The organism is Leptolyngbya sp. PCC 6406, assembly GCF_000332095.2.
Classification (GTDB): Bacteria; Cyanobacteriota; Cyanobacteriia; order Phormidesmidales; family Phormidesmidaceae; genus PCC-6406.
Map to the genome: position 1 here is coordinate 5,157,379 of NZ_KI913949.1, position 13,335 is coordinate 5,170,713.

Here is a 13,335-nt window from a genome sequence, read left to right on the forward strand (position 1 = left end):
ATTGATACACCAGCAGATGTGATGGCTGCGAAGTCAGGGTGATAGTGCCCAGGGATATTCTCTCTGGCGAGAGTTTTTACACGCTACCAGTATTCGGGCATGTTTCAGCGCTCTATTCCCTTGCCTGTTTCAACTTCCCTGGCCGGCATGATGCCGGGATGGGTAGATATTTTGGAGGCGATCGCCGATCCGGTCTTTGTGCAAGACCGATCTCAGCGGTGGGTGTATGCCAATCCAGCTTGTGCCCAACTTCTGACCCGGTCTCCCGAATCCCTGGAGGGGGTGACCCATGGGGATGTATTTGGAGCCAGTAATCACAAGGATTTACTGCGGACAGAGGCGCAGGTCTGGGCCACGGGCAAGACCCTAGAGCAAGAAATCACGCTTCAGGATAGCCAGGGCCACCCCCTCACTCTTTCAGTCAAGGTTTCCCGATTAGAGCAGGGAGAACAGGGGACATTTTTGGTCGCTATTCTGCGAGATATCACTCACCGTACCCGCCAATTGGTGCAGGCCCTAGAGTTTGAGGCCACTTTGAAGCGGATCACCGATCGGGTGCGAGACAGTCTGGATGAAACCCAAATTCTACAAACAGCGGTGGAGGAATTGACGGGAGCCCTGGAGGCAAAGGGGTCGAATACGGCTCTCTATGACTTGGAGCAGGGGACTTCTACTATCTACTACGAGTACAACGCTTCCCTGCCCTCCTATCAAGGACGGGTGGCCCAGATGGAGGCGTTCCCGGAGGTCTATCACCAATTGCTGGCGGGGCAGTACTTTCAGTTCTGCTCGCGGGAGCCCAACCCGGTGCGGGGCCATGTCTCGATGCTGGCCTGCCCGATTTTGGACGATCGCGGTGTACTGGGAGACCTGTGGCTGATCAATGGCAGCGAGTATGGCTTCAATGATCAGGAAATTCGCTTGGTGCAGCAGGTGGCGAATCAATGTGCGATCGCAATTCGTCAGGCCCGCCTGTATCAAGCAGCCCAGTCTCAGGTGAAGGAACTGGAGCGGCTGAACCAGCTCAAGGACGACTTCCTCAGCACTGTCTCCCATGAACTGCGGACCCCCGTCACCAGTATGCGGGTGGCGCTGCAATTGCTGGGGGTAACCCTGAGTCAAGAGTTTGACCTAGCGGCGGAGTTGAAAAAGCCCAAGACCAGTCAAAACCGCATGACCCGCTACTATCAGGTGCTCAAGGAGGAGTGTGAGCGGGAAATCAGCCTGATCAACGATCTGCTGGATCTCCAACGCATCGATGGGGGCAACCATCCCATCTATCCCCAGCGCATTGATGTCACCACCTGGCTACCGGGACTCATCAACAGTTTTCAGGAACGCGCCCAAAGCCGTCAGCAGATGCTCCAATACACAGTGGCGGCGGACGTGCCCCTGTTGATCAGCGATCAGCCCAGCCTGGAGCGGGTGTTTGCGGAGTTGCTGAACAATGCCTGCAAGTACACGCCACCAGGGGCCACTATCCACCTCTCGGTATCTGCGATCGCGGGAGACCAAATCTGCTTTCAGGTGGTGAATAGCGGGGTAGAGATTCCCGCGACGGAACTCCCCCGGATTTTTGACAAGTTTTATCGGGTACCCAGTGCGGACCCCTGGAAGCAGGGGGGCACGGGATTGGGGCTAGCCCTGGTACAAAAGCTGTTGTGGCATCTGGGGGGCGAAGTGTCTGCCACCAGCGGCGATCAGCACACTTGCTTTACGGTGACTCTGCCGGTACAGATGTCCTGAAATTTTCTTTGTTGAAATGCGTTTATGGGCTAACTGCCAGCGTTACAACACCAAATGCCAAAATCACCGTGCCGGCGACCCTATTTAACCACTCCATGGTTGTGGGCGTAATCCGAGCCCGGAAAAGATTAATAGTCATACTGAGTAGGCACCACCATAGCGCCGAACCCAGGAAAACGCCCAGGACAAGCACTCCAAATGTAGCGGGGAGTGGGGGTGTTGGGGTGTTGGGGTGGATGGGTAGGGGCGCGGTTTCCGCGCCCAATGCAGGGAGTGGCAGATGAAAGGAATTTTGAGTTTTGAATTAAATATTCCGTAGGGGCAATCCCTTGCTTGCCCTGTTCGCGCAGCGGCTCCGGAGGAGCAACAGAGCCGTTGGCGGAGCCGAAGGGTGGTTGCCCTTGTTGCCGGGTGACCCGTGATGGGGAGTGGGGGAGTGGGGGAGTTTTTGCCTTGGATTTACACCGGAAGGGCGATGGTTTCTTTAATGCTGGAGAGGACGATAGTGGTGCGGGTGCGGTGGACGCCAGGGATTTGTTTAAGGCCGTGGGTAATTAGGGCTTCTAATCCTCGGGTGCCTTGGCAGCGGACTTTGAGCAGGTAGTCGTCGCTTCTCTGGGTACACTGTGCCCAGAGAGCCCCTATAGCACCATCGTTGGGGGCGGCAGCGGAGGGTAAAACGTGAGATGAGTGCAATTGTCTATGGCCCTTACCACGGCAAACGCCTGAGGGGTAGAACCGTGGCCCAGCTCTATGCCGAGGGCCAGCGCAATTTTGGTGGGGCGATTTTGCGGGGGGCCAACCTGCAAGGGCAAACGCTATCGCGGGCTGATTTTAGCGGGACCGATATTCGCGGCGCTAACTTTGAGCGGGCGATACTGCACAAAGCAGATTTCAGCCACACTAAGGGCGGTTTGCCACAGATCTGGGGAGGGCTAAAGCTGATCTTGGCCCTGGTGCTGACAGCAGCGATTGGGTTCATCACCACCGAGATCACGATTTCCATAGCTGGGGTCACCCTGGGCCAGTATGATCCCCAAACGGTGCTTGGGGTAATCGTCCTGGGCCTAGTTGTCATCATTCCTGTGGTGCTGATTTTAGCAGCGAATCTTTTGGTGCGTTTGGCTCTGTGGGTTGCGGGCGATAATGCTGGCAACCTGCTGATGGCAGCGGCTATCTCGTTCCCCATCGCCGTATTGATGGCGTTGATGCTGCTAGAGAATCGTTCAACGGCAATCTCGGTGATGGATGCCATTGGGAGCATAGACCGGGCGCTGGTCATATTTTTTATGGTTTGGCTGGTTGGCGCTGCGGCCATGGGCGTGGCTGATCCAAACGACAACGTCGCCGAGTTTGGCGATTGGCTTGGTAGCCTCTTGGTGATCTTGACTGGCCTAGGCGGCGTAATTCTGGGAGCAGAAGATTCGTTTCAGCTCTCCAAAGATAGAGTCGTTCCCCTTGAGATCGTGATGACGGTGACTGGGATCATGTTGGGCGTCATCCTATTTCTTTGCATCTATACCTATCGTTGGCTGGGCACAAGCACTCAACGGCCCAGCCAACTCCGAGACTGGGGTCTCAGGCTCACAACCCTGGGTGGCACCAGCTTTAGCGGGGCCGATTTGACTGGAGCCACCTTTGCCGGGGCCAGCCTCAAGCACACCCGGTTTATCTCGGCTCGGCAACCCACAATCTTAACCAATGTTTGCTGGCAAGATGTCAAGCATCGAGGTCGGGCCTGGTTTGCCCACTCCGACCAACCCTAGGCCCGACAACAGTCGGCTGGCCGCTAGACCGCCACCTCGGGATGAATCAGTTCTGTTTCAAGTCAAACAACCCCCGCTCACTGGTCAACAGATCCTCGGTCATCCCCAGATGGTTCCCCAGGTGGTGGCCCGTCAGTATAAACCAAGCGCGCCCCTTTAACATATTTGGTCATACCGCCATCTCCTGTACCTGTTGTTCTGCCCGCTGAGCTGATTGATACAGGCTTTCTACTTCTGCTACCCGATTAACTTTGCCCAGTTGCTCATAGAGGTCACGGGCCTGGGCCAGTGCAGCCATCCCTTTTTTGAAATACCCCTGGGAGGCCAAAACACTGCCCAGGCCATGGTAGCTTTTGGCTATGCCGGGGGAGTCGTTGACATGTTGATAGAGCCGCAGAGCATCGCGGTAATAGAGGCGGGCATTGTCCCAGTCGGCAAGGGCTTCGTGGGCCACGGCGGTTTGATATAGGGCATTGGCATGGGCGAGAGGATCATCGCCTTGCCGCAGTAGGCGCACACTGTTGAGCAGGATCTGCAATCCCTCTTGCCATTCCCCCTGTCGCACGAGGCGACTCCCCACAATCGACTGGGTAGCCGGTAGGGCTTGCCAGATTTTGGCGCGATCATAGTGCTCTGGACTGATGGCCTCTAGGGCGGCGGTATAGGCTTGTAATGCCTGCTCAAGATCGGTGGGGTCTTGACGATGCTCAAAACGGCGCGACAGGGCATTGCCTAGGCGGTAGTGGCTGTCAATGCCATCGGGGCTGCCGGGGACAGCAACCTCTAGGGCTGCGTGCAGTAACCGAATCGCCTCATCCAAGTCTTGGGAATTCTCCGTTAGTGCCGCCCGCTTCATCAACGTTTCCGCCAAATTCCCTTGGTTTTCAGCCCACTTTAGGGGTAAGGCATCTTGGGTAAAGATTTCAGCCGCTTGTTGATAAAGGTTGACCGCCACGGCCAGGTTTTTGGCTGGATCACCTTCTATGCGATCGCGATAAGCAAGACCCAAATTATTCTGTATCCGTGCCCAGTCTTCTGGAAATGCCTCACGGGTATGAACCTGAAGGGCAAGTTCATAGGCCCTAATAACCTGCTCTAGGTTCTCAGCGCGATTGCCCCGGATGCGATCGCCATAAGCATTACCCAGATTATTTTGTATCGCTGCCCATTTTTCTGGGAATGCCTCACGGGTACGAACCTGAAGGGCAAGTTCATAGGCTGCAATGGCCTGCTCTAGGTTCTCAGCCCGATCGCCTCGGATGCGATCGAAATAAGTACCGCCCAGATTATTTTGTATCTCTGCCCAGTCTTCTGGAAATGCCTTATGGGTGAAAACCTGAAGGGCAAGTTCATAGGCTGCAATGGCCTGCTCTAGGTTCTCAGCCCGATCACCCCGAATGCGATTGCTATAAGCAACGCCGAGATTATTGTGGATCCCTGCCCATTCTTGGGGATGAGACTCACGCGGCAGCGCCTTGAGGGCAGTGTGAGTGGCGGCAAGACTCAACTCCAGGTTAAGGGCGCGATCTCCTGAAGGAAATTCGGTAATGAAAGCCCCAAAACTCATCAGGAGGTAGGCTACATTTTCGCGATCTTGCAACAGCGGATCTGGGGCTAATTTTGACAAGAGGTGAGGCAGAGCAGCTAGGAGAGATTCATCTAAATGGTCGAGATGCTTGTTGAAAAATTGATGGATTTTGTGCTCATCCCCTTTGACCTTGACTAGGCACCGCCTAAAGGCCCCCATGAACTTGGTGGCATTGCGAGTAGGGATTGCTGTTGATGTGCCAAAACCTTTTGCCATTGGGGAGTGCGATCATTTGTCTTGACATCCTGCCACTTTTGGAGGAGTTGTTGCAACTGCTCGTTCCCTGCCCCTTCAGCACTGGGAATAGCCGATAAACTTTACTAGCAGCGACTTTCTGAGCGTAACCTTAGCCTAACGGCGTTCAAGCAAGGCGTTGGCGAAGCCACTCCCAGGGAGTTAGCCTGCCCAGAGGGCTTAGGGATCTGCGCTAAGCCCTTTCTCCCTAATTCTGGATACATCCCCAACCAGTTAGCCATTCTCCCCATGACCGTTCTACGCCGAAGAAGATTTCTAAAACAAACGGGTCTAGCCACCATCGCCTTTTGGTCAGTACTGGCGTGTTCGAGGCAGCGGGGTACAGGCTCTAGACCTCAATTTCACACGGCTACTACTGCCGGGGGAAAAGCCGATGTCATTGTGGTGGGGGCAGGAATTGCCGGGTTAGGGGCCGCTCGCCAGCTCCAGGATGCGGGGGTTGAGGTTTTGGTGTTGGAAGGGCGCGATCGCATTGGGGGCAGAATTTGGACGGATCGAAGTTTGGGGGTGCCTATGGATATGGGCGCATCTTGGCTCCATGGTCCTGCTGGCAACAATCCCATCACCGCCCTGGCCAATGCTGCTGGAGCCCCGCGTTTTGTCACCAATGATGACAGTGTGATCGTCTATAACACTGATGGCCAGCCTATTAGTGATAGCGCTTTGATAGCTAGTGAGCGCCAATATGAGCAACTGCTAACCCGGATTGCGGACTACAGTGATCAACAAGAATGGGATTTGAGTCTCAGAGCTGCGCTAGAACGGGTGGCTCCCACAGCGTTGGCGGATCCCCTCCTGCGTTATCACCTAACCACATTTTTAGAATTTGATGCGGGTGGTCCCCTCGATCAACTTTCCGCTTGGTACTGGAACCAGGATCAAGCCTTTCCGGGGGCTGATGTGTTATTTCCGGATGGATACGATGCCGTGGTTGAGCATCTAGCCCAGGACTTACCCCTTTATCTTCAGCAAGGGGTAGAGGCGATCGCCTACGATCAAAACGGTGTCACCATTACCACCCAGCAAGGAGAGTTCACCGCAAAGGCCGCAGTGATTACCTTGCCTTTGGGGGTTTTGCAGGCGGGAACCGTAGCCTTTGAACCCAGTTTGCCCCCAAGGCTACGGGGAGCCGTTGACCGTCTCAAGATGGGCATGGTCAATAAAGTCGCCTTGACCTTTCCGACCGTCTTTTGGGATGAAACCTTACAGTATTTTGGCTATACCGATCCGGAAATAGGTCGGTATAGCTATTTTTTAAATGCCCGCACCTTTAGCCCTGCCCCAGCCTTAATCACCTTCGGGTTAGGCAATTATGGTCTCACCATGGAAAGGCAACGGGATGGGGAAATTGTTGCTGATATTCAGCGCACCTTAACCCGTATCTTTGGCAGCACGGTACCAGAACCCGATCAGGTTTTGGTTTCCCGCTGGACGGCAGATCCCTGGGCACGGGGAGCTTATTCCTATGCAGCGGTGGGCTCAACCCCTGCGGATTTCGATAGGTTAGGGGGGAGCGTGGCGGATGTTTTATTTTTTGCCGGGGAACATACTATCGCTGCCTATCGGGGTACGGTTCACGGTGCTTATCTTTCAGGGCTCCGCGCAGCCACGAACCTGTTAGCAGCCTGGACTTAATCTACGTGCGCTCAATGCTGTAGTCGGGGGTACACCCCCTCAGGTCGCTGAATTCTGGTCTTCACCTTAAGATTGTCGGCTGGAGATCAAAATTCTCACTATTCTTCACAAAAAAGTTGGCACTGGGGAAAATGCCCTGGAAATGGAGGGGCATGATTGCGATAACGGGGCTCTGGAACCCCGCTGTGGTTTCACAAGGGTTCCAGGAATCCACCGACTCCATCCACCGCTGCCCCAGACGGAGCCCAGATAGAGCCCAGATGGAGCCCAGACAACATCCTGTGAGACGGAATCCTAAACCGGGTCAGAAGGACGGGCCAGAGTCAACTGGTTTTTTGTCTTTTGTTCTGAATTACTGAATTAAAGATCATAAAATAGGCTTTAGTCACGCTGAAGACCTTGAGATTGATTTTGAGCCCTTGAGTATCCCCTTTGGATTCCTCAGGCCTCCTGGGGTTGTATTAGTCTCCTCCTCGTTTTGGCACCCCCTTTCTTTCCAGCGGTGCGATCGCCATAATCCAAATCAAGCCGAAAACCTCCGCTGCCCTCGGCAGCATTGACCCTTCTACGAGGAGACCCAGCCAAATCCCTGATGAACCGGATCCCTGATGAACCGGAAATCTCCGGTTCATCAGCTCCACACCCCACTCAGCACCCCTAGGAGACTCTCCCCTGTGAAATTTTCTGTCTACGGCAAAGGTGGCATTGGTAAGTCCACCACCAGTTGCAACATCTCCGTCGCCCTCGCCAAACGCGGTAAGAAAGTGCTGCAAATTGGTTGCGACCCGAAGCACGACAGCACCTTTACCCTGACGGGCTTCCTGATTCCCACCATCATTGACACCCTGCAAGAGAAAGACTTCCACTACGAAGACATCTGGCCCGAGGACGTGATCTACAAGGGTTACGCTGGCGTGGACTGTGTGGAAGCCGGTGGACCGCCAGCGGGCGCAGGCTGCGGCGGTTACGTCGTGGGGGAAACGGTGAAACTGCTGAAGGAACTCAACGCCTTCGACGAATACGACATCATTCTCTTTGACGTATTGGGTGACGTGGTCTGTGGTGGCTTTGCTGCACCGCTGAACTATTCCGACTACTGCGTGATTGTCACGGACAACGGCTTTGATGCCCTCTTCGCCGCCAATCGCATTGCCGCCTCCGTGCGGGAAAAAGCCCGCACCCATCCCCTGCGTCTGGCGGGACTGATCGGCAACCGCACCTCTAAGCGCGACCTGATCGACAAGTATGTGGAGCATGTGCCCATGCCCGTGCTGGAGATCTTGCCGCTGATTGAGGACATCCGCATTTCCCGCGTCAAGGGGAAGACGGTGTTTGAAATGGCGGAGACCGATCCCTCCCTCACGTCGGTGTGCCAGTACTACCTGAACATTGCTGATCAGATTCTGGCCCGCCCCGAGGGTGTGGTGCCCCAGGACGCCCAGGATCGGGATCTGTTCGCCCTGCTGTCGGACTTCTATCTGAATCCGCCCGATGCTCCCCAGCAGAAGGTCGAAGAACCGGACCTGATGATGGTGTGATGCCCTGGGAACCGCCCCTGTCTGAGACCGGCGTAACGTTGCTGCGATATCCTCTCATTTTGGATAGATTTCTTCTATCATGAGGCGTTTACAAGCAACGGATTGAGGCAGAGCGATGGCCTTCTTCGAGAATTTCACCTCGGTTATCCGCCAAAAATGGCTGGATTATGTCCAAGCAAATCGGCCCTGGTTAGAACTTCAGATGCGTCAAACCTCCGTGAGGACGCCGGATGGCGGTCGCCGTCCGTCTTCGTTCCTCGTTCTAGGGGTGATCAATGCTCTGGAGCCCAAGCTCTCTAACCTGATGGTGCCCTTCTACCAACTCAACTCCGATGAGGATGCGTTGGTGGAGGTACTGGGTTTGAACTTTGACCCCGAGATGGCCCTAGACAATGGTTCTGTACCCCCGATTCTAAATGCGGATGGGGATACGCCCTTGCTGGACTCGGCAGACGATCTGTAGCCTACGCGCTAGGTGCTTAAGTACGCGCCTTCGACAGATGCGGTTCCTCTTCTAACCTTGGCGGTGTGTGTCCCTGGGGCATGGGCCTGTTCTCTACAACAGGCCCAGCGTCCTCACAACGGACCCCGAACCCCAACGGTACCCGCCCCCTGACCCTGAGAGGAGAGAACCTATGACCCTTGCCAATGCCAAGCCTGAAGCTCAAAATCTAGAATTTGAATGCGATACGGGCAATTACCATACCTTTTGCCCCATTAGTTGTGTCGCTTGGCTCTATCAAAAAATTGAGGATAGCTTTTTCCTCGTGATCGGCACCAAGACCTGTGGCTATTTCTTGCAGAATGCCATGGGGGTGATGATCTTCGCCGAACCCCGCTATGCCATGGCGGAACTGGAGGAGGGGGATATCTCGGCCCAGTTGAATGACTATGCGGAATTGAAGCGACTCTGCGATCAGATTAAGCGCGATCGCAATCCCTCCGTCATCGTCTGGATCGGCACCTGCACCACCGAGATCATCAAAATGGATCTCGAAGGGCTGGCCCCCAGGCTAGAGGCAGAAATCGGCATTCCCATCGTCGTCGCCCGTGCCAATGGCCTGGACTACGCCTTTACCCAAGGGGAAGACACCGTCCTCGCCGCCATGGCCCACCGCTGCCCCACCAGCGCCGAAGTGAAAACGGAGGAAGAGAAGGAAGAGCGCAACGGCATCCAAAAACTCCTCAGCTTTGGCCGCAAGAAAGAAGATGGAGCCACCGCCGCCACGGACTCGGAGTACAAAGACCATCCCAACCTAGTCCTCTTCGGCTCCGTCCCCGACCCCATCGTCACCCAGATGACCCTAGAGCTGAAAAAGCAGGGCATCAAGGTCGGTGGCTGGCTGCCCACCAAGCGTTATACCGAGTTGCCCGTATTGGATGAGGGGGACTATGTCATCGGCATGAATCCCTTCCTCTCCCGCACCGCCACCACCCTGATGCGCCGCCGCAAGTGCAAGCTCATCGGTGCCCCCTTCCCCATTGGCCCCGACGGCACCCGCGCCTGGATTGAGAAAATCTGCTCGGTGTTCAACATCGAACCCCAAGGTCTGGAAGAACGGGAAGCCAAAATCTGGGAATCCCTAGAGGACTACCTGGCGATCATTCGGGGCAAGTCGGTGTACTTCATGGGGGACAACCTGCTGGAAATCTCCCTAGCCCGGTTCCTGATTCGCTGTGGCATGACGGTGCCGGAAATTGGCATCCCCTATATGGACAAGCGCTACCAGGGGGCAGAGCTGGCGCTACTGGAAAAAACCTGCCACGACATGGGCACGGCGCTGCCGAAAATCATCGAAAAGCCCGACAACTACAACCAACTCCAGCGCATTAAGGCGACCCAGCCGGATCTGGTAATCACGGGTATGGCCCACGCCAATCCCCTAGAGGCGCGGGGCATCAATACCAAGTGGTCGGTGGAGTTCACCTTCGCCCAGATCCACGGCTTTACCAATGCCCGCGACATCCTGGAACTGGTCACCCGTCCCCTGCGCCGCAACAGCAGCCTGAAGGATTTGGGTTGGGACAAGCTGGTGAAGGAAGAAGCCACGGTGTGAGTTCTCGCCATTGCTAAACCTAAGCTGCGGCCCCAATTGTTTAGGCAATTGGGGCTTTTTGTCGCGCGATCGCAGATCTAAACTGCACGGATTGATCAGGCTCTTTAAATCTTCCTTACAATGCTTCAAACCCCTCCCCAAGCCGCCGCTATACTGAGTCATTCCACCTAATCACCCGTATAGGGGTGTTAGGCTGACAGATTTCCACCTAATTACCCGTATGGGGGTGTTATACAGAACGATTCCCTATCATAAAGAGTTAGGCTTCGGAGGCAGGTACACGCTTATAGCGTCATCTCGATTCATCCACTACAGAGTCAATAAGCTTCCGATATGAACGAAAAAATTCAAGATTACGTTGTTGCACAGACACAGAAAGTCGTTCAGTTTCGCCAAGCATTAACTTCAGAATCTGATCGTGGATGTGCGCTGTTTGCGGCGGCGTATTTAGATGTGTGTCTTTCGGATCTGCTTTATGTATCACTTGTAGAAAACAAGAATATTGACAAGGATCTCTTTGAAGGAACAGCACCTTTATCAAACTTCTCATCCAGGATCAAACTTGCTTACTACTTGGGACTAATTTCACGAAATTGCAGACGCGACCTAGATATTGTCAGAGGCATTAGAAATGATTTTGCACATAAGCCAGAGATCATTTCATTTGAAACTCAATCGATTCGTGACCGTTGCAAGAATTTGTCCTTTTCTTACCAGGAAAAGGATGCTGATCCGCGTTCACATTTTACGGCTGCTGTAATGAGGATGTTAAGCCATATTCACATAGCTACACTTACAGCTACACCCCATGCTGAGAAACTTGATGATACACCTTCTGAAGAAGATAAAAAAGGTCATCGTGAGCTAATTGAGAAAATCGTAGAAAAGATAAACAGTGATGCTTCTACACAGGAAGAGTAAACTGAAGAAGCCTAACAACCCCAATGCACACCGACCGCCGAGAAGTTGTCGGTTGGAATTTAAGGTTATCTGCGGCGGGTGATTGGGAACGTTAGCCCTCCAATCTGAGATGGAGATGTAGTGGAAATATCATTTGCTAGATGCAAGCTTCAGGTTCTTGAGTAGCCTCCGCGAGTTACAAAAGCAGAAAAAATGATTAAAAAAAGCAATGAGTTGTCGTACAATACTGACTTTGTAAGAGAGATGTTATTGTGAAATCGGGCTTGCCTGAAGTAAATCTACTGCTGAGTGGTGGGATAGATTCAACAGCCCTGGTTGCTTTCTATCTCTCACGAGGACTGCTTGTGAAAGGGTTTCATTTCAACTATGGCCATCCTAGTTTTGCTGCTGAAAAACGTGCGGTTGAGAAAATTTCATCTCACTATAAAATTCCTGTAACAGGAATCGACTTAGGCTTATCAATAGTTAGTAATAAGGGAGAGTACTATTGCCGCAACGCTACATTATTATTTTCTGCTGCCAGCATTTCTTCCTCCAAGTCAGCTAGATTTGCTATAGGCATTCATAAAGGTACTCCATACTACGATTGCTCTAAAGCCTTTGTTGATGACATCCAAAGAATTTTCGATGGATATTTTAGTGGTTCTGTCCAAATTGAAGCCCCATTCTTAGGGCTTACAAAGAACGAGATATTAAGTCTCTGTGGTGAATTAAAAGTTCCAGTTGAAATCACCTATAGCTGTGAGCGAAGTAGCGATATTCCTTGTGGGGAATGCTCATCCTGTATTGATAGGAGAGTGTTAAATGGTAAGCCTTCAGGGGTTCACGAAGAATTAAGGGTTCCAGGGTCTCGATAGGGGTTAAGGTAGGCTCATGAGTGAAGGCAACGAGCCCACCATAGACATCGGCGGCATCTCCATTTCTGTGTCAGATTGGGATGCCACCCCGGCTAGCGTAAAAAAAGCTCTGGTGTGCGCTCTCATTGAGACCATCAGTCGCTTAGAAGAGCGGGTGAGCCACCTCGAAGAGCAACTCAACCAGAATTCGCAAAACTCATCGTTGCCGCCTTCAAAGGATGGATTCGGCCCCCCTAAGCCAGACCCGGAGGGCAAAGGCAAAGGGAAGCGGAAGCGCGGAGGCCAACCGGGACACAAAGGATATTCCCGCAAGCTGTATCCCCTAGAAGCCTGCAAACAGGTGTTCGAGCATCGCCCCAAGACCTGTGGGCATTGTGGAGAGCCGCTATCAGGAAACGACCCAGCGCCCTATCGGCACCAGATTGTCGAACTACCGCCAATTGAGCCCATCGTCATCGAGCATCGCCTGCACGCCTTAGATTGTGAGCACTGCGGTAAAACCACCCGTAGCAAATTACCAGCAGAGGTGCATCAAGGCGGTTATGGTGAGCGGTTGAGTGCAGTAGTGGCCTTACTGAGTGGCGCTTATCGCCAAAGCCATCAGCAGGTGAAGACCTGTCTAGCAGCGCTGTTTGAGATCGAGATTTCTGGCGGCAGCATCAACCGGCTACGCCGAGAAGCCAGTGCGGCACTGGGGCAGCCAGTAGCTGAGGCGCAAGGCTACGTGCAGGGGGAAGCGGTGATTCACAGTGATGAGACTAGCTTTCGCCAGGGGAACAGCGATGGCCAGAATCAGGCCCAGCGACAGGGTTGGCTGTGGGTGCTGGTGACGCCGATGGTGAGTGTGTTCAGCATTCTGTTGAGCCGGTCTCAAGCCGCCGCCCAAGCACTGATTGGCCCAGCCTATGACGGCATTGTGGTCTCAGACCGCTACAGCGGCTATGGGTGGATTGATATTAGCCAACGCCAGGT

Annotated in this window: 12 protein-coding genes; 9 read left to right on the forward strand and 3 right to left on the reverse strand. The window is 53.8% G+C overall.

Annotated features, from left to right (window positions below; translation table 11 throughout):
* The first annotated feature begins 99 nt into the window (after positions 1 to 99).
* A complete protein-coding gene (locus LEP6406_RS0223055; protein ID WP_008309941.1) occupies positions 100 to 1,746 on the forward strand; it encodes a sensor histidine kinase in 1,647 nt (548 codons plus the stop codon).
* Between the two features lie 22 nt (positions 1,747 to 1,768).
* Here the strand turns inward: LEP6406_RS0223055 and LEP6406_RS35735 are convergent, their stop codons facing one another.
* Entirely contained in the window at positions 1,769 to 1,939 is a 171-nt protein-coding gene (locus tag LEP6406_RS35735) for a hypothetical protein (RefSeq protein WP_225886619.1), read from the reverse strand.
* 266 nt (positions 1,940 to 2,205) lie between these two features.
* On the reverse strand, positions 2,206 to 2,442 hold the full coding sequence (locus tag LEP6406_RS32380; protein WP_193364933.1) for an Lrp/AsnC ligand binding domain-containing protein: 237 nt from the start codon (positions 2,440 to 2,442) through the stop codon (positions 2,206 to 2,208).
* Here LEP6406_RS32380 and LEP6406_RS0223060 point away from each other — a divergent pair.
* Positions 2,433 to 3,512, forward strand: coding sequence for a pentapeptide repeat-containing protein (locus tag LEP6406_RS0223060; RefSeq protein WP_008309939.1), 1,080 nt, complete (start codon positions 2,433 to 2,435; stop codon positions 3,510 to 3,512). The two genes, LEP6406_RS32380 and LEP6406_RS0223060, sit on opposite strands and share 10 nt — an antisense overlap.
* Positions 3,513 to 3,681: 169 nt before the next feature.
* Here LEP6406_RS0223060 and LEP6406_RS0223070 read toward each other — a convergent pair whose 3' ends face one another.
* A complete protein-coding gene (locus LEP6406_RS0223070; protein ID WP_027269376.1) occupies positions 3,682 to 5,316 on the reverse strand; it encodes a tetratricopeptide repeat protein in 1,635 nt (544 codons plus the stop codon).
* 267 nt (positions 5,317 to 5,583) lie between these two features.
* Here LEP6406_RS0223070 and LEP6406_RS0223075 point away from each other — a divergent pair, with 267 nt between their 5' ends.
* From LEP6406_RS0223075 to LEP6406_RS29435, 7 genes are all read left to right on the forward strand, one after another.
* Positions 5,584 to 6,990 carry a flavin monoamine oxidase family protein gene (locus tag LEP6406_RS0223075; RefSeq protein ID WP_008309935.1) on the forward strand — a complete coding sequence of 469 codons (1,407 nt, stop codon included), beginning with the start codon at positions 5,584 to 5,586 and terminating at the stop codon, positions 6,988 to 6,990.
* Positions 6,991 to 7,664: 674 nt separating this feature from the next.
* Entirely contained in the window at positions 7,665 to 8,528 is an 864-nt protein-coding gene (bchL, locus tag LEP6406_RS0223085; protein ID WP_008309934.1) for a ferredoxin:protochlorophyllide reductase (ATP-dependent) iron-sulfur ATP-binding protein, read from the forward strand.
* 115 nt (positions 8,529 to 8,643) lie between these two features.
* Complete coding sequence (locus tag LEP6406_RS0223090) at positions 8,644 to 8,991, forward strand: DUF5331 domain-containing protein (protein ID WP_008309933.1); 348 nt, start codon at positions 8,644 to 8,646, stop codon at positions 8,989 to 8,991.
* 172 nt (positions 8,992 to 9,163) lie between these two features.
* Entirely contained in the window at positions 9,164 to 10,585 is a 1,422-nt protein-coding gene (locus tag LEP6406_RS0223095; protein ID WP_008309932.1) for a ferredoxin:protochlorophyllide reductase (ATP-dependent) subunit N, read from the forward strand.
* 333 nt (positions 10,586 to 10,918) lie between these two features.
* The gene (locus LEP6406_RS30665) at positions 10,919 to 11,506 is read left to right on the forward strand and encodes an MltR family transcriptional regulator (protein ID WP_008309931.1); all 588 of its coding nucleotides are present in this window, start codon (positions 10,919 to 10,921) and stop codon (positions 11,504 to 11,506) included.
* 251 nt (positions 11,507 to 11,757) lie between these two features.
* A complete protein-coding gene (locus LEP6406_RS31620; RefSeq protein WP_008309930.1) occupies positions 11,758 to 12,363 on the forward strand; it encodes a 7-cyano-7-deazaguanine synthase in 606 nt (201 codons plus the stop codon).
* A 16-nt stretch (positions 12,364 to 12,379) separates the two neighbouring features.
* The coding region (locus LEP6406_RS29435; protein ID WP_008315143.1) for an IS66 family transposase at positions 12,380 to 13,335 on the forward strand (956 nt) is incomplete at its 3' end.